This is a genomic window from Nocardia sp. CC227C (genome assembly GCF_030767025.1).
Classification (GTDB): domain Bacteria; phylum Actinomycetota; class Actinomycetes; order Mycobacteriales; family Mycobacteriaceae; genus Nocardia.
On record NZ_JASITE010000003.1, the window covers coordinates 177,565 to 193,516 of the forward strand.

Annotated in this window: 22 protein-coding genes; 13 read left to right on the top strand and 9 right to left on the bottom strand. The window is 65.9% G+C overall.

Going from position 1 to position 15,952, the window contains the following annotated elements; genetic code table 11:
• Window positions 1-48: 48 nt before the first annotated feature.
• On the top strand, window positions 49-1,410 hold the full coding sequence (locus QMO76_RS06810; RefSeq protein ID WP_306360329.1) for an MFS transporter: 1,362 nt from the start codon (window positions 49-51) through the stop codon (window positions 1,408-1,410).
• Between the two features lie 419 nt (window positions 1,411-1,829).
• Here the strand turns inward: QMO76_RS06810 and QMO76_RS06815 are convergent, their stop codons facing one another.
• From QMO76_RS06815 to QMO76_RS06845, 7 genes are all read right to left on the bottom strand, one after another.
• On the bottom strand, window positions 1,830-3,419 hold the full coding sequence (locus QMO76_RS06815; RefSeq protein ID WP_306360330.1) for an HNH endonuclease signature motif containing protein: 1,590 nt from the start codon (window positions 3,417-3,419) through the stop codon (window positions 1,830-1,832).
• 290 nt (window positions 3,420-3,709) lie between these two features.
• A complete protein-coding gene (locus QMO76_RS06820; protein ID WP_306360332.1) occupies window positions 3,710-4,957 on the bottom strand; it encodes an alpha-L-fucosidase in 1,248 nt (415 codons plus the stop codon).
• Between the two features lie 67 nt (window positions 4,958-5,024).
• Window positions 5,025-5,537 carry a hypothetical protein gene (locus QMO76_RS06825; RefSeq protein WP_306360333.1) on the bottom strand — a complete coding sequence of 171 codons (513 nt, stop codon included), beginning with the start codon at window positions 5,535-5,537 and terminating at the stop codon, window positions 5,025-5,027.
• A 52-nt stretch (window positions 5,538-5,589) separates the two neighbouring features.
• A complete protein-coding gene (locus QMO76_RS06830) occupies window positions 5,590-6,102 on the bottom strand; it encodes a hypothetical protein (RefSeq protein ID WP_306360334.1) in 513 nt (170 codons plus the stop codon).
• Window positions 6,103-6,107: 5 nt separating this feature from the next.
• On the bottom strand, window positions 6,108-7,307 hold the full coding sequence (locus tag QMO76_RS06835) for a hypothetical protein (protein WP_306360335.1): 1,200 nt from the start codon (window positions 7,305-7,307) through the stop codon (window positions 6,108-6,110).
• Window positions 7,304-7,609 (bottom strand): type VII secretion target, encoded by a 306-nt coding sequence (locus QMO76_RS06840; protein ID WP_306360336.1) that lies wholly within the window; start codon window positions 7,607-7,609, stop codon window positions 7,304-7,306. Before QMO76_RS06840 ends, QMO76_RS06835 begins: the two co-directional genes overlap by 4 nt.
• 13 nt (window positions 7,610-7,622) lie before the next feature.
• A complete protein-coding gene (locus QMO76_RS06845; RefSeq protein WP_306360337.1) occupies window positions 7,623-7,949 on the bottom strand; it encodes a YbaB/EbfC family nucleoid-associated protein in 327 nt (108 codons plus the stop codon).
• A gap of 360 nt (window positions 7,950-8,309) precedes the next feature.
• Between QMO76_RS06845 and rpsH the strand changes: the two genes are divergently transcribed.
• From rpsH to QMO76_RS06905, 12 genes are all read left to right on the top strand, one after another.
• Window positions 8,310-8,708: a 30S ribosomal protein S8 gene (rpsH, locus tag QMO76_RS06850; protein WP_029923644.1), complete on the top strand. Its 399-nt coding sequence runs from the start codon at window positions 8,310-8,312 to the stop codon at window positions 8,706-8,708.
• 14 nt (window positions 8,709-8,722) lie between these two features.
• Entirely contained in the window at window positions 8,723-9,262 is a 540-nt protein-coding gene (rplF, locus tag QMO76_RS06855; RefSeq protein ID WP_143982798.1) for a 50S ribosomal protein L6, read from the top strand.
• A 3-nt stretch (window positions 9,263-9,265) separates the two neighbouring features.
• Complete coding sequence (gene rplR, locus QMO76_RS06860; protein ID WP_306360338.1) at window positions 9,266-9,673, top strand: 50S ribosomal protein L18; 408 nt, start codon at window positions 9,266-9,268, stop codon at window positions 9,671-9,673.
• Window positions 9,674-9,728: 55 nt separating this feature from the next.
• Entirely contained in the window at window positions 9,729-10,355 is a 627-nt protein-coding gene (rpsE, locus tag QMO76_RS06865) for a 30S ribosomal protein S5 (RefSeq protein ID WP_029923647.1), read from the top strand.
• A gap of 1 nt (window position 10,356) precedes the next feature.
• Window positions 10,357-10,536 carry a 50S ribosomal protein L30 gene (gene rpmD, locus QMO76_RS06870; protein WP_029923648.1) on the top strand — a complete coding sequence of 60 codons (180 nt, stop codon included), beginning with the start codon at window positions 10,357-10,359 and terminating at the stop codon, window positions 10,534-10,536.
• 3 nt (window positions 10,537-10,539) lie between these two features.
• The gene (gene rplO / locus QMO76_RS06875) at window positions 10,540-10,983 is read left to right on the top strand and encodes a 50S ribosomal protein L15 (protein ID WP_306360339.1); all 444 of its coding nucleotides are present in this window, start codon (window positions 10,540-10,542) and stop codon (window positions 10,981-10,983) included.
• 157 nt (window positions 10,984-11,140) lie between these two features.
• Complete coding sequence (gene secY / locus QMO76_RS06880; protein WP_306360340.1) at window positions 11,141-12,460, top strand: preprotein translocase subunit SecY; 1,320 nt, start codon at window positions 11,141-11,143, stop codon at window positions 12,458-12,460.
• Window positions 12,457-13,002, top strand: a complete 546-nt coding sequence (locus QMO76_RS06885; RefSeq protein ID WP_306360341.1) for an adenylate kinase — start codon at window positions 12,457-12,459, stop codon at window positions 13,000-13,002. Before secY ends, QMO76_RS06885 begins: the two co-directional genes overlap by 4 nt.
• Window positions 13,003-13,803, top strand: coding sequence for a type I methionyl aminopeptidase (map, locus tag QMO76_RS06890; RefSeq protein ID WP_029923652.1), 801 nt, complete (start codon window positions 13,003-13,005; stop codon window positions 13,801-13,803).
• Window positions 13,804-13,902: 99 nt separating this feature from the next.
• Complete coding sequence (locus QMO76_RS06895; protein ID WP_306360342.1) at window positions 13,903-14,121, top strand: ribbon-helix-helix protein, CopG family; 219 nt, start codon at window positions 13,903-13,905, stop codon at window positions 14,119-14,121.
• The gene (locus tag QMO76_RS06900) at window positions 14,118-14,465 is read left to right on the top strand and encodes a type II toxin-antitoxin system PemK/MazF family toxin (protein ID WP_306360343.1); all 348 of its coding nucleotides are present in this window, start codon (window positions 14,118-14,120) and stop codon (window positions 14,463-14,465) included. The genes QMO76_RS06895 and QMO76_RS06900 overlap by 4 nt, the downstream gene beginning before the upstream one ends.
• A gap of 131 nt (window positions 14,466-14,596) precedes the next feature.
• Window positions 14,597-14,821 carry a hypothetical protein gene (locus tag QMO76_RS06905; protein WP_306360344.1) on the top strand — a complete coding sequence of 75 codons (225 nt, stop codon included), beginning with the start codon at window positions 14,597-14,599 and terminating at the stop codon, window positions 14,819-14,821.
• On the opposite strand, the gene QMO76_RS06910 is transcribed toward QMO76_RS06905, so the two are convergent.
• Complete coding sequence (locus tag QMO76_RS06910) at window positions 14,818-15,420, bottom strand: AAA family ATPase (RefSeq protein ID WP_306360345.1); 603 nt, start codon at window positions 15,418-15,420, stop codon at window positions 14,818-14,820. The genes QMO76_RS06905 and QMO76_RS06910 overlap by 4 nt on opposite strands.
• Before the next feature lie 56 nt (window positions 15,421-15,476).
• Complete coding sequence (gene dtd / locus QMO76_RS06915; RefSeq protein ID WP_306360346.1) at window positions 15,477-15,920, bottom strand: D-aminoacyl-tRNA deacylase; 444 nt, start codon at window positions 15,918-15,920, stop codon at window positions 15,477-15,479.
• Window positions 15,921-15,952 lie beyond the last annotated feature (32 nt).

Below are 15,952 nucleotides of genomic sequence, written 5' to 3' on the forward strand. Positions count from 1 at the left end.
TGATGAGGCGCCGGGGTTTGCGAGAGAGTGAGACCCACGGTGACGACCATGAAAGACAACACGCCACCGAGCGAGCCGACGGGTGTGGCGACCACGCCGGTGCGGCGCACCAGCCTGCGACGGGTGGCGGCGGCCAGTTCGATCGGCACCACGATCGAGTTCTACGACTTCTTCATCTACGGCACCGCCGCCGCGCTGGTGTTCCCGACGGTGTTCTTCCCGGCGGCCGATCCTTCGACGGCCACCCTGGCCTCGTTCGCGACCTTCGCGGTCGCCTTCTTCGCCCGGCCGGTCGGCGCGATTCTGTTCGGGCACTTCGGCGATCGCATCGGCCGTAAGCGCACCCTGGTGTGGACGCTGCTCATCATGGGCTTCGCCACCGTCGCCATCGGACTGCTGCCCGGGTACGAGTCCGGGGCCTTCGGGCTGTTCCCCGACGGTATCGGCATCTGGGCTCCGGTGCTGCTGGTTGCCATGCGCTTCCTGCAGGGGTTCGCGGTCGGCGGTGAATGGGCCGGGGCCACGCTGCTCACCGCGGAGTACGCGCCGCCGGGCAAGCGCGGGCTGTACGCCATGTTCCCGCAACTCGGTCCCGCTTTCGCGTTCTTCCTGTCCAGCGCCACCTTCCTGATCGCGAGCCGCACCCTCGGCACCACCAGTGACGCCTTCCTGGACTACGGCTGGCGGATTCCGTTCCTGCTGTCGTTCGCGCTGGTCGGCGTGGGGCTGTGGGTGCGGCTGGCGGTCGCGGAGACCCCGGTGTTCCGGGATCGGGTGCGCGAGCAGGCACCGGCCGCGCGCAGCCTGCCCTTCCTGGACGCCGTGCGGTACCAGCCCAAGGAGATCCTGATCGCGGCGGGCGCGCTGACCAGCCTGTTCTCGCTCTTCTATACGGGCACGGCCTTCCTCACCAGCTACGGTGTCGGCACCCTGAAGTTGTCCCGCGATTACATCCTCACCATGGGGATGCTCGCCGCGATCGTCTTCGGCCTGGCCACCGCCGCCTCGGCGCTGTGGTCGGATCGGGTGGGTCGCCGCCGCGTCATCATGGTCTCCTGCGCCGTCGCGGTGCCCTGGACCCTGGCGCTCTTCCCGATTCTCGACATCGGCGGCCCGGCCGCCTTCGCCGTCGGGTTGTTCGGCACCCTCGCCGTCTTCGGGATCGCCTACGGTCCGGCGGGTGCGCTGCTGCCGGAGATGTTCCAGGCCCGCTACCGCTACACCGGCGCGGGCATGGGCTACAACCTGGCGGGCATCCTGGGCGGGGCGCTGCCGCCGCTGATCGCCACCAAGCTGCTCGCCGGCCCCGGCTCGTTCTGGGTGGGCGTATTGCTGGCGGCGCTGTCCGTGATCAGCGTGGTGTGCACCCGGCTGATCGTGGAGACCAAGGATCGCAGCATCGACGCCTGACCGCGTCGCCCCGGCTCGCGCGCGGATGAGCCGGATTCCGGACCGCGGAGGCTCCAGGATCGGGAGCTCTCCGACCGGAACCTCCGAGGCAGTGAGATGTGCGCCGGATCCGCGAGGTGCTCGAGACCTATGAGGGGGCGCTCGAGCCGAGGGCACGGAGAGGCCCCTCCCGAGTTCGATTCGGGAGGGGCCGCGGCGTTCACCGAAGCCGTCGGTATTGCAACAAGCATCAGGTTCCACCGAATGACCCGTCCCCCAACGAATGAGGTTGTCTCGGCGTCTTTCATTCCGGAGAGCACCGGCGAGTGTGGTGCGCCTGGACCGGTTCTCGCCGACATGCGGCTGTGTGCGGCGTGCTGCTGGCCCGGCTCACGAATCCGGCCGGGTGGTGTTTGCGAGTGGGTCGCGCGCGGTTCGGCCTATTGGCGTAGGTGATCGCCCCGGGCTGTTCCGGGTCGTGGGCCGTGGTGGTCGGTGAGCCATTGCCGAGGGTGGTGGTGCAGGTTCACGCGGGGAGCGCGGGCGGGGTGGATACGGGTCGGGGGTGCCCACACGACACGGCCGGGATACCGCCCGCTATCGATACCGGTGCTGCTGGCGTCGACACCGAACCCGCCGCTGCCGCTGCCGCTGTCGCCGGTGCTGCCGGTGGCGGTGCCGCCGCTGCTGCCGCCGCCGCTGCTGCGGCTGCTGGTGTTGGTGAGGCTGGTGCTGCCGTTGCGTCCGAGGGTGGCCCAGCCGGTCGGGTCCTCGGCGTCTTCGGGGATCTGGGCGTGGCAGCGGTCGCAGACCAGGGTGAGGTTGTCGATGTCGGTACGCCCACCGCGCAGCCACGGGATCATGTGGTGTACCGCGCACATCGTGGCCGGGGCTTCACAGCCGGGCCGGGTGCAGCCTCGGTCGGCGGCGATACACGCCAACCGCTGCCACGGCGACGCCAACCGATACTTGCCGCGCCCCAGATGCAGCGGCAACCCTTTCCCGTCGAACAGCATCAACAGCGGGTAGGAGCCTTCGGCCATGCGCAGGGCGTCGGGGATCGACATCACCGACCCCGACGCCGTATGCGCGTACCCCGACCCCGATTGCAGATCGGCGACGCTCATGGTCAGGATCACCGAGACGGGCACGCCTCTATGTCGACCGAGCTGTTCGGGTCCGCCTCCCGCGGCCAGGAAGGCTTTGAGCGCGTCATGATTACGTTGCCCGGCACTACGTCGATCCCGCCGCGCGGCGGCATCAACCGCGTCTGTGTCGATCACACCCGATCCCATGCGGGGACTGTCGGGGTCGTCGGGATTACACATGCCCGGGCGTGCCCACTTGGCCAGCACCACATCCACCAGGGCTCGCAGTTGTGGGTCGAGGACGCCTTTGATTTCGCTCATGCCGTCGACGCGTTGCTTGCCCACGACCAGTTCGCGGCGTCGGGCGCGGTCGTCGTCGTTGGTGAGGACCCCGTCGGGGTCCAGGCACGACAACAGCACGTGTCCGACCTTGGTGACGTACTCCGGCGGCATCTGTGTGGCGGCCTCGGCGAGGTGTCGTTCGGCCTCGACCTTGCGCTCGGCGGGGACCGCGTTGGGGATACGGTCCATCACCCGCGTGATCACGCGGGCGTGTTCGGGCGACACCGCGCCTTCGGCCTGCAACGCCGCCGTGGTCGCCAACAACGCCGGACCGGGCTCCCCGCAGAACACGCGGGGCCGCAACGGGACCGACGCGCGTACCCGCGCCCCGGCCTCGGCGGCCGACAGGCGCAGCACATCGATCAGATACCCGCGCGTGCCTTTGGCTCCGGCGCGTTCCCACAGATGCCTGCCCTCGACCTCGGCGATCATCCGATGCGACAGCGCCGCCATCCGACACCGCACCGATTCGACCTCCCGCATCACATCCACGAGAGCCGAATCCGACAGTCCGGTGAGATCGGTGCCCAGCAGGGTGTCCATCGCCGCCGACAACCCGGCCGCGGTATCACCGCCTCGCGTTTCCCCCTCCGGATTCATGCATTGATTCTATCGCGAATTCTGTTGCGACAGAACGGTAATAGACATGTGGTATTGACATTTTCAATGTAGTGCCGCGACGGTTTTCCGGTGGGTCGTCGTTGGTCGATCTGGTCGCCTTCCGCTGGTCGTCTTCTCCGCGTGGCGGTCGGCGACAGATGGCGGCCAGTCGAGTGCCGAGCAGTTCTCTCTCTCGGATCTACGTAGGCGGTTCATCGGGAACTGCCAGCCACCCTCCTCGCAATTCCTGCGAAGATTCGCGTTTCTGCGAATCGACGGAGAGGGGCCGATCACACGCCCGCCGTTTCACTCGGTCGTGACCGCCACGACCGGTGCGAACGATCCGGTGAACACCGCGTCCAGCACCGTGTCCGTGCCGACCCGGCGTACTCGGGCCGGTGCTCCGGAGCCGAGCATTCGTGCGGTTCCATCGAGCTGGATGTGTCGAAGCCGGTGTACTCCGGAGTGCGGAAGTCGCTGTGCGGCACATCGGGTGGCGTGGTGACCCGCTCGGCGGCGCCCGGCTCGGCCAGCACCTGCCGCATGACCTGGTCGAAGATCCACCGCACCGGGCCGAGTCCGATGACCTCGCGCAGGAACGACGCCGTCTCCCACCGGTCGTTGACCACCCCGTCGGGCACGGTGTTGTAGTAGTCGGCGAGCAGCGCGTTGAGCCGCTGCTGCCCGGTCGGCCAGCCGATGTCGTTCCACAGCAGATCGGGTTCGTACCGTTCGATGAGTTCCCGCACCTGCGCCTCCGCGTATTCGGGATAGCCCTCGGCGTACGGCCCGAACGCGTAGTCGCCGAGCGTCTCGACCACCGCCGGATGGAATGTCCAGTCCACGCCGCCCGAGTAGTAGAGCCCGAACCGCATCCCCCGCGCCCGCACCGCCCGCGCGAGTTCACCGACCAGATCACGCGTCGAATGGAATTCCGGGGCATGCGGATTCCGCACCTCGGTCGGCCACAGCGAATACCCGTCGGCATATTTGGCCGTCAACACCACATAGGACGCGCCACTGTCCCGAAACGCCTTCGCCCACGCCTCGGGATCCCACGCGTCCAGCCCCCGCTCGAACTCCCGCGCCAGATCCGCATAACCGGCATTGCCGTACCGCTCTCGATGAAACGCCGCGGTAGGCGACCCCGGATCCTTGATCTGATTCGCGTAGTCCTCCGCATACGGACTACGCGTCACCGCATGCCCGTAATCCTCCCGCAGCATGTCCGCGAACGTCCGCCCCACCGGCGCGAACCCCGGCACCGAATACGGCCCCCAATGCAACATGACCCCGAACTTCGCATTCCGGAACCAGCCGGGCAACGGATGCGACCGCACCGACCCCAACGAAGCCTCGTATGGCCCAGACGTGCTCATCCGGGCCTTGGCATCGTCCCGCCGCCCCCACCACCACGACCCCACCCCGAGCACGGCCGCCACCACGACTGCGCACACGGTGAGCCCGGCGGTCCCGAGCATCGCGTAGCGACCGATGCGACGCGGCAACGACCTTGCCCGCGAACCCTCCCTGCTCATGCCTCGAACGTAGGCGCGCCGCCGACTGCTGTCGTCGTACCACGGGGGGACGCCGGTGTAGTCCCTATTACTGAGGAACGATCCAGCCCTCGGCGTCGACTGTCAGAACGGACTCCTTGGTCAACGCATCGTGGTCGCCGAACTGAATGATGCTGACCGCTTCCGGCCACCGGACCGTCTGAACAGGCTGCCCGTCCCTCGTGAACAGATAGAACTCCGGCGGATAGGATTCGTCGAATCCTGCGGAGGTGGGAAGGTTTTCCCAGCAGTACTCCGTCCCGGCGTTCCTGTTCAATTTCTCCGCAGTTGTGCCGGTAGATACCTGTACCATTCTGTCCCACTCGTCGGACCACCCAGCCGCGCGAGTCACATCTACCATCAGGAACGGCTCCGCACTGCGGATGAAATTCGTCAGCTCCGCATTCAGCCGCTCACCGGCTCCCAATGGCTCGGCCCTGTCGTGCAGGTCGAATGTCGATGTGCAAACGGGTACCGCGAGATCTTCCTGCGGAGTGCTGGAGCAGCCACCGATAAAGATCGCCGCTACAGTAGCCACTGCGGTTTTTCGAGCTTTCAACATTTCCTCTTCGCCGTTGCCCGAACGCTTCCCTCGGTCATCCGCCTGTTTGTTACTACGGGTGGGCGACTATCCAGCCGTTGCCATCGGAGGAGAGGAGGGAATCTCGCGTCAACGCGCCGTGATCACCGAACTCGAGCTCGCCGACCACGTCCGGCCACGGAACTACCTGAACGGGTTCCTTGTTCTTTATGAAGAGGTAGTACTCCTGCGGCCGGTATCCTTCGCCGTCGGATTCCGGTAGATTTCTCCAGCAGCTTTCCGTTTCAGCCTTGCTGTTCAGCTTGCCGTCGGTGATATTCGTCCGTACCTCGACGACACGGTCCCAGTCCTCGGTCCATCCCGCCGCCGCGGTGATATCGCCCAGGTGGTAGCTTCCCTCTCGATTGCTGAAGTCCTCCAATGCCGCGTTGAAGCGGTCGCTGGAGCCAAGTGATTCGGGAACCTCGAGCAGGTCGAATGTCGATTCGCATCTGGGCACCGCAAGGTCTTGCTGTGACGTTTCGGAGCAGCCGCTCAGCCAAACAATCGCGATAGCCGCGAAAACTCCCATTCTCGTGTTGTGCATCCTCATCACCGTCCCGGGAGCGGTACGTAAGTACCAGGCTTCAGACCTGTGTTCTGCTCGGGGATTCCGTTCGGACCACCGCTCCACCCGATTTGTGGAGCCCCTCCGTCCGTACTCGAGCCGATGACGACCGCGCGGCCCTGGTTTATGGCTTCTATCACCTTCATCTTCAGTTCCTCCGGAGTGGCGTCGGGGTTCTCGACTGCTATCCGTCGACCCAGATCGTTGTTGTGGAGGTCCATCGCCTCACGATGGGAAGGTTGACCACCGGAATATTCGTGTGCCGTGGCGTATCTCGCAGCGAACTCTTCGCTGAACTGCGTGGTCATAAGTGCATTCCAGTATGCATGCCGAAAAGCGTCGCCCTGCCCGTCGTTGACGGAGTCCGGAAAGACCTCTTGCGCAGTATTCGTGGCTTGCGTCTTGATGTCATAGAATTCCTGTAGCTTCCAGGGAGCTTTCGTCGCGATGTCTTCCAGGGCACTTATCTCGGACTTGGTCATCGCCACCGGCACGAAGTTCGGGTTGAAGACGAGGATGGCATCGAGCAAGGCGCCGCTCGGCCACACCTCCATCTCCTCCGTACCGACCTGGTTCTCCAACAGGATTCCGGCCAGCTTTGGATCCGTGGGGATGTTGGCCAGGCCGTACTTGACTCGATCCGTCAAATCCTCGACCACTCCGGCAATCTCGTAAGTTGCCGCGTCTGTCGATCTGATCTTCGTCAGCGCCTCTCGAAACTTGTTGCCGATCGTGAGGATTTCGAGCTCTTTCTCGGCGATAGCGGTCAGTGGAGCCCACCAGTTCGACTTGGCTGTCTCATAATTCGATTGGTGCGACTTCACCTCGCCGTGGTCGCTGTAGAACAGCTCCCACTTCGAGTCCTCGGTCTCGGCAACCGCTTCCTTCAGGCGGTCCAATTCGGTCTCGAACGTGTCCACGAGGGGCGTGATTTTGCCCGCCAGTTTCTCGTAGATATCGACCGTGGCCAGACCGTCCGTCTTCTCGTTCGCGCTGCGTTCCCTGGCCCCGGTGCCGCCGTCACCGACGAAGTAGTCGTCGGATTTCGCGAACTCGTCCGCCACCGCGGTCATCTCCTGCTCGATCTCCGGGCCGACCCGCTGCAGTGTGGTCACGACGTCGCGCAGATGGCTCAAGTTCCACCCGAGCAGTACCGGGACGGTGAGCTTGGACTCCTCGCTCATCTCGGCATCATCTCCGCGTTGTTGTTGTCCATTGCCTCGGCCACGGCCGCGGAGGCATCGGTTTTGTCCGCGATCTCTCGGAGGGTGCGGACATGGTAGTTCTCGAGCACCGTGTCGAGGGTTTTCAGCGTTTCCTCGATGGAGACGGCGATCGCCGAGTGGGCCATCCCGCCCCCTTCCTGGCTGCGGGCGGCATTGCGGCTGGTTCCCGCTACCGGCGTCTTTTCGGAGATCGCGTTGGCGCGGTCGCGGACATGCGTGGCGAGCGCCCGCATCTTCTCCGGGTCGAATCCGACGGTCATCCCTGCCTGCCCTCTACACCGAGTACGTGATCGGAGTCGGCCGGTCGTCGTCCCATTCCGCGGCTGTGGGGCGAACGGTCGGGCGCGGTGCGGTCAGCTGCTCGAACACCCGCTGGGCGGCGGCCTCCACCTCCTCGCTCGCCTTGCGGTGCAGCGCGGCGATCACCCGGGCCAGGTTGTCCGGGTCCGCGCTCATGGCGTGCGGCGCGATCCGGATAGCCGTGATCATCTTGTAGGCGTCGACCTCGATGGATACCGCTCCACCGTTGGATTGCGCCCGCCCCCGCACCCGGGATATCGCCTCGTCGATCCGTTCGGCGCGATCCGCGTCGCCGGTCATCCCCACCCGCCTTCGAAACATCCTCGCCCGCAGCCCGATCCGCGGCGTCCCTTGTGACGGGTGAAACTACGTGACGGAGTTGTCGGTCGGCAATCCGCGTGGGCGGCGGATCGTCGCCGGTCAGCCGCCCGGTCGGGTTCGCACACCCGGATTTGGCGAGACCAGCGGCGTTGCCTACACTAGACCGGTTGCTCGGGCACACCTGTGTCCGCATGCGTCCGCGTGCGGCGTGTTCCGGGCCGCTGTGAATCATCCGGTCGGCATGCTGCCGATCGGACCGAGCCGAATTGTCGTAGGCCCACGACCGCCCGTGTGACGGTGCTGAATGGGAACCGCGGCGAGAAAGGTAGCGGTCAACCTATGACCATGACTGATCCGATCGCAGACTTCCTCACCCGTCTGCGCAACGCCAACTCGGCGTACCACGATCAGGTGAAGGCCCCGCACTCGAAGCTCAAGGCGAACATCGCCGAGATCCTCAAGCGTGAGGGCTACATCGCCGACTACCGCTCCGAGGATGCGGAGGTCGGTAAGACCCTGATCGTCGACCTGAAGTACGGCCCGAGCCGTGAGCGCTCCCTGCAGGGTGTGCGTCGTGTCTCGAAGCCCGGTCTCCGTGTGTACGCGAAGTCCACCAACCTGCCCAAGGTGCTCGGCGGCCTCGGCGTGGCGATCATCTCCACGTCCTCCGGCCTGCTCACTGACCGTCAGGCCAAGCAGCAGGGCGTGGGCGGCGAAGTCCTCGCCTACGTCTGGTAAGGGAGGTAGGAACAATGTCGCGTATCGGTAAGAAGCCGATCACAGTTCCCGCCGGTGTCGAGGTGACCATCGACGGCCAGCGCGTCACGGTGAAGGGTTCCAAGGGAACGCTCTCGCACGTGGTCGCCGAGCCGATCGTGGTGACCAAGGCCGAGAGCGGTGAGCTCGAGGTGGCCCGCCCGAACGACGAGCGGGAGAACCGCTCGCTGCACGGTCTGACCCGCACCCTGATCAACAACATGATCGTCGGTGTGACCCAGGGCTACGAGAAGAAGATGGAGATCTTCGGCGTCGGTTACCGCGTGCAGGCCAAGGGCTCGAACCTGGAGTTCGCCCTGGGCTACTCGCATCCGGTTCCGGTCGAGGCCCCGGAGGGCATCACCTTCGCGGTCGAGTCGCCCACCAAGTTCTCCGTGTCCGGCATCGACAAGCAGAAGGTCGGCCAGATCGCCGCGGTGATCCACGGTCTGCGCAAGCCCGATCCGTACAAGGGCAAGGGCATCCGCTACGCAGGCGAGGTCGTGCGCCGCAAGGTCGGAAAGACGGGTAAGTAAGCCATGGCACAAACCGAAAACCAGAAGACTCGGCGCAAGCCGGTCGGCACGGATGTTTCGACCGCGCGGCGTCTGTCGAAGACCCGCCGTCACTTCCGTCTGCGCAAGAAGATCGCCGGAACCACCGAGCGCCCGCGTCTCGTGGTGAACCGCTCCTCGCGGCACCTGCACGCCCAGCTGGTGGACGACTCGGCCGGCAAGACCATTGCCGCCGCGTCCACCATCGAGGCCGATGTGCGCGCGTTCGAGGGCGACAAGTCCGCCAAGAGCGCCAAGGTCGGCGAGCTGCTCGCCGCCCGCGCCAAGGCCGCCGGTGTCGAGGCGGTCGTGTTCGACCGTGGTGGTCACGACTACCACGGCCGGATCGCGGCCCTCGCCGATGCCGCTCGCGAAGGTGGGCTGAAGTTCTGATGATCAACACTGTGCACAGTGCAGGCCCCGCCTGCGTGAACGGAAGGACTGTCTGATGCCGGGACGTCAGCGGCGTGACGGCGGCAACGGACCCGCCGGACAGAACAGCAATGACCGCGACAACCGGGGTCGCCGCGGCGACCGCCGGAACGAGCAGGCTGCCGAGAAGACCAACCAGCTCGAGCGGGTCGTCGCCATCAACCGCGTCTCCAAGGTCGTGAAGGGTGGTCGTCGCTTCAGCTTCACCGCCCTCGTGATCGTGGGTGACGGCAACGGTCTGGTCGGCGTCGGCTACGGCAAGGCCAAGGAAGTTCCCGCGGCCATCCAGAAGGGTGTCGAGGAGGCTCGCAAGGGCTTCTTCCGCGTTCCCATGATCGGCTCCACCATCACCCACCCGGTTCAGGGTGAGGCGGCCGCCGGTGTGGTCATGCTGCGTCCGGCTTCGCCCGGTACCGGTGTGATCGCCGGTGGTGCGGCGCGTGCCGTGCTGGAATGCGCCGGCATCCACGACATTCTGGCCAAGTCGCTGGGTAGCGACAACGCCATCAACGTTGTGCACGCGACTGTTGCCGCGCTGAAGATGCTCCAGCGTCCGGAAGAGGTGGCCGCCCGCCGCGGTCTGCCGATCGAGGATGTCGCTCCCGCGGGCATGCTGCGTGCGCGTGCCGGACAGGGAGTCTGACATGGCTGAGCTCAAGGTGACCCAGATCAAGTCGAGCATCGGCGCCAAGGCGAATCAGCGCGAGTCGCTTCGCACCCTCGGGCTGCGCGGTATCCGCAAGTCCGTGGTTCGCGAGGACAACCCGCAGAACCGTGGCCTGATCAATGCCGTGCGCCACCTCGTTCAGGTTGAGGAGGTTTAAGGCATGACCATCAAGTTGCACCACCTGCGTCCTGCCCCGGGAGCCAAGACCGAGAAGACCCGTGTGGGTCGCGGTGAGGCGTCCAAGGGTAAGACCGCGGGCCGCGGTACCAAGGGTACGAAGGCTCGCAAGAATGTTCCCGTCCGCTTCGAGGGCGGGCAGATGCCGATCCACATGCGTCTGCCCAAGCTGAAGGGCTTCACCAACCCGTTCCGCACCGAGTACCAGGTCGTGAACGTCGGTGATATCGCCGCGAAGTTCCCGCAGGGCGGCGAGATCGGCAAGGCCGAGCTGGTCGCCGCGGGCCTCGTTCGCCGCAACGAGCTCGTGAAGGTGCTCGGCGAGGGCGAAATCGGTGTGGCCGTTCAGGTTTCCGCCGACAAGTTCTCCGGCTCCGCCAAGGAGAAGATCACCGCGGCCGGTGGCACTGCCACCGAGCTGGCCTGACGGTAGGCTGAAAACACAGCGGCACCGGACGAGTGGAGAGCTCGTCCGGTGCCACTGTTAAAGTTCAAGTGTTGTCTGCCAACACCGTCATGGGGATCGGCGTTTCCCGCAATCGCTGAAGCCATGGCCTGACCCATGTCGTTAGCCAGGAGGATCTGTGCTTTCCGCCTTCGTGTCGGCTTTCCGGACCCCGGACTTACGGCGGAAGATTCTCTTCACGCTGGGCCTCGTCGCGCTCTACCGCGTCGGTGCCGCGCTGCCCTCACCGGGTGTCGACTACCAGAACATCCAGAAGTGTGTGGACCTGGTCTCCGGTGGTGACTCCGCCGGTATCTACCAGCTCATCAATCTCTTCTCCGGCGGCGCGCTGCTGCAGCTGTCCGTGTTCGCGATCGGCATCATGCCCTACATCACCGCGAGCATCATCATCCAGCTGCTGACCGTCGTCATTCCGCGGTTCGAGGAACTGCGAAAAGAAGGTCAAGCGGGTCAGACGAAAATGACCCAGTACACCCGGTACCTGTCGATCGCGCTGGCGGTCCTGCAGGCGACGGGTCTGGTGGCGCTCGCAGCGCGCGGACAGCTGCTGCGCGGGTGCCCCGACGACATCCTGGCCGATACCTCCATCTTCGGCATGATCATCATCGTGCTGGTCATGACGGCCGGCGCGGCGCTGGTGATGTGGTTCGGTGAGCAGATCACCGAAAAGGGCGTCGGCAACGGCATGTCGTTGCTCATCTTCGCCGGTATCGCGGCGCGCATCCCGGCCGAGGGCAAGATGATCTGGGACAGCGGTTCCCACGTGAAGTTCGCCCTGGTCGTGCTGGCCGCCTTCGCGGTCATCGTCGCGGTCATCTTCGTGGAGCAGGGTCAGCGCCGGATTCCGGTGCAGTACGCCAAGCGCGTGGTCGGCCGCAAGATGTACGGCGGCTCGTCGACCTATCTGCCGTTGAAGGTGAACCAGGCCGGTGTCATCCCGGTGATCTTCGCGTCCTCGCTGCTGTACCTGCCGAACCTGGTGGCGCAGCTGACGCAGGACACCACCGGCGATCCCGCCTGGTGGCAGGAGCAGATCCAGAAGTATCTGGTGAATCCGAGCAACCCGGTGTACGTGACGATCTACTTCGCGCTGATCGTGTTCTTCACCTACTTCTATGTCGCGATCACCTTCAATCCGGAGGAGCGCGCGGACGAGATGAAGAAGTTCGGCGGCTTCATTCCGGGCTACCGCCCGGGCAAGCCGACCGCCGATTACCTGAACTTCGTGCTCAGCCGCATCACCCTGCCGGGCTCCATCTACCTCGGTGCGGTGGCGGTGCTGCCGAATGTCTTCCTCAATATGGGCAATAACACCGGTGTGCAGAACTTGCCGTTCGGCGGTACTGCGGTGCTGATCATCGTGTCCGTCGGCCTCGATACGGTCAAGCAGATCGAGAGCCAGCTGATGAATCGAAATTACGAAGGGTTCCTCAAGTGAGAGTTGTTCTGCTCGGACCGCCGGGGGCCGGCAAGGGTACTCAGGCCGTTCTGCTGTCGGAGAAGCTGGGTGTGCCGCACATCTCCACCGGGGATCTCTTCCGCGCCAACATCAGCCAGCAGACTCCGCTGGGCCGCGAAGCACAGAAGTACATGGACGCCGGGAACCTGGTTCCCAGCGATGTCACCAACCGCATGGTCGAGGCTCGGATCGCCGAGCCGGACGCGGTGAACGGCTTCGTGCTGGACGGCTACCCGCGCACCGTCGACCAGGCGGAGGCGCTGGAGAAGATGCTGACCCAGGCCGACAAGAAGCTGGACGCGGTGCTGTGCTTCGTGGTCGCCGAGGACGTGGTGGTGGAGCGCATGCTCTCCCGCGGCCGCGCCGACGACAACGAGGAGACCATCCGCAACCGGATGCGCGTCTACCGCGAGGAGACCGAGCCGCTGCTCGAGCATTACGACGGGCTGGTGGTGACGGTCGAGGGCGTCGGTGAGATCGACGACGTGAACGCGCGGGCGCTCAAAGCGCTGGGTCGCTGAATGGTCTTCGGGCGCAAGCACAAGAAGGTGGTGCCGTTCCGCACCGCCGGTGAACTGGACGCCATGGCGGCGGCCGGCGCTGTCGTCGGCCGCGCCCTGGTGGCGGTGCGCAACGCCGCCAAGCCCGGGGTCTCCACCCTGGAGCTGGACGAGGTGGCCGAGCAGGTGATCCGCGAGGCCGGGGCGATCCCGTCGTTCAAGGGCTACCACGGCTTCCCCGGCTCCATCTGTTCATCGGTCAACGACCGGGTGGTGCACGGCATCCCGTCGACCGAGGATGTGCTGGCCGAGGGCGATCTGGTGTCCATCGACTGCGGCGCGATCCTCGACGGCTGGCACGGCGATTCGGCGTGGACCTTCGGTGTCGGCAGCCTCATCGAGGCCGACCGGCTGCTGAGCGAGGCCACCAAGATGTCCATGGAGGCCGGGATCGCCGCCATGGTGGCGGGGAACCGCCTCACCGACGTCTCGCACGCCATCGAACTCGGCACCCGCGCCGCCGAGGCCGAGCACGGCCGCGCCTACGGCATCGTCGACGGCTACGGCGGCCACGCCATCGGCCGCGAAATGCATATGGACCCCTTCCTCCCCAACGAGGGCAAGCCCGGCAAGGGCCCCACCCTCGTGGTCGGTTCGGTCCTGGCCATCGAGCCCATGCTCACCCTCGGCACCACGGAAACCAAGACCCTGGAAGACGACTGGACCGTGGTCACCACCGACGGCTCCCGCGCCGCCCACTGGGAGCACACGGTCGCCGTGACCGAGGACGGCCCCCGCATCCTGACTCTGCGCCCGGAGTAGACATCCTGATCATTCGTGCCCGCCTCATGTCGAGGCGGGCACGTCTCTTTGCGGCAACTCCTCGGTACCAGGCATTCCTACCGGTGGTAGCATCGGAGTATGAAGCTCAGTGTGAGCCTGACGGAGGAGGATCTGGCGACGCTCGATGCGGAAGTGTGTCGAGCCGGGCTGCCTGGCCGATCCTCCGCTGTGCGGAAGGCGATCGCGCTCCTGCGTGCCCGCGCGCTGGAGGATGCCTACGAGCAGGCATGGGACGAGTGGGAAGGTTCCGATGAGGAGTCTGTATGGTCGACTGCCGCTGATGACGGGCTGGCGTGATGCGGCGCGGGGATATCGTAGTGGTGGACTTCGACCCGGTTCGGGGCAATGAGGTCGCCAAGCGGCGTCCAGCCATAGTCGTCAGCAACGATGGGGCCAACCGGCGGGCGGTGGAGTTGGGCCGTGGCGTCGTGACGGTCGTACCGGTCACCAGCAATGTCGAGAAAACGTTCCCCTTTCAGGTGCTACTCGAGGATATTCCAGGTTTGCGGGTGCCGTCGAAGGCCCAAGCTGAACAAGTGCGGTCGGTGTCCGTGGAGCGCGTCGGCCGCGTTTTGGGCCGCCTTCCCGCAGCTGCGGTGACAAGGCTGGATCGGGCACTCAGGTTGCATCTGGCCCTCTGAACTGGTGCGCCACCAAACCCACTCCGTCGCCGCCCATTCCGCACCACCTACTGTGCGAGAAGTGGCCCGCCGCACAGCGGACCATATCTGGGCCGCCGACTCCGGACGCGTACCCTGCGGCGATCACGCGCATGGCGCAGTTGGTCGGCACCATTACCGACGCTCCCGGCCCGGTGACCATGCGCGGTGAGGACCCCATCCGCACCGACGCCGCCGGATGGTCCCGCATTCTGGCGGAGCTGGCTCGTGAGACCGGGTTCGACACCTTCGTCTACCGGCCCGAATCCGAGGACGAGACACAGCTGCGCCGCTGGATCTCCGAGGTGGTTCCGGCCACCAGGGAGCGGTGCGCCTAGAAACGGATGTGCCTGATGCCCACTCCGGCGCGCCGTAGCCGGGCGCGGAGTGGGCCATCGGTATTCGGCGCGAGCGTGAGCCCGCAGGAGGCTGCGATTCGGTCGGCCACGTCGGTGATATCGATATGGTCGGTCTGGATGTGTTCGGCGAACTCGGAGTGCCGGAGCGCGTCCAGGCAGCGGTCCACATTGGCGGCGGCGAAGGTGTCGCCGCGTAGGCCGAGCCGGATGAGGGAGCGTTCGCGCAGGCGCTCGAGCACGGTGTCGCGGCTGGCCAGCAGGGAGAAGTGTTTGACGTCGTGGCCGTTTTCGCGCAGCCGTCCGACCGTTTCGGCGAAGTAGGCCCGGTTCACCACGGTCATCGGGGCGATGACCGGTCCGTCGTGTTTCCGCAGCACCAGATCCAGCACCTCGAACACCCCCTGCCGCCAGGCGGGTAGGTCCTGGAAGTCGCCGCGTAGTTCGGGCGGCATGGTCCGGTGCAGCCCGAACCCGACCATTTCCGGGTCGCACACCACACTGCCGGGTAGCCGTCGACGCAGTTCGAATGCGGTCTGGGTCTTGCCGCCGCCGAAGGGGCCATTGATCCACACGAGCATGAGCGCCACAGTACCGAGGTGGCGGACGACGGTGCGGTGCTGGCGAACTCGGTGCGTCAGCCCTCCAACAGCAGCGTGACCGGTCCGTCGTTGACCAGTTCCACATGCATATGCGCACCGAACCGCCCGGTCGCCACTGTCGCGCCGAGTTCTCGCAGCGCGGCGGCGAAGAAGTCCACCAGCGGTTCGGCCACCGGTCCCGGAGCGGCGGCCGACCAGGACGGGCGGCGGCCCTTGGCGGTGTCGGCGTAGAGGGTGAACTGGCTGATGACGAGGATGGGTGCGCCCAGGTCGGCGGCGGAGCGTTCACCCTCGAGGACGCGCAGCCGGAACAGCTTGTCGGCCAGCGCTTTCGCGGTGGCCTCGGTGTCGGTGTGGGTGACGCCGACGAGAGCGACCAAGCCGTGGGGCGCACCGTGGTCGGCCGGGTCGATCCGGCCGACCACCTCGCCCTCGACGGAAACCGCCGCTGAACTCACCCGCTGCACCAGTATGCGCACGGACCGATCTTTTCATCTCCGGTGCGGTGACC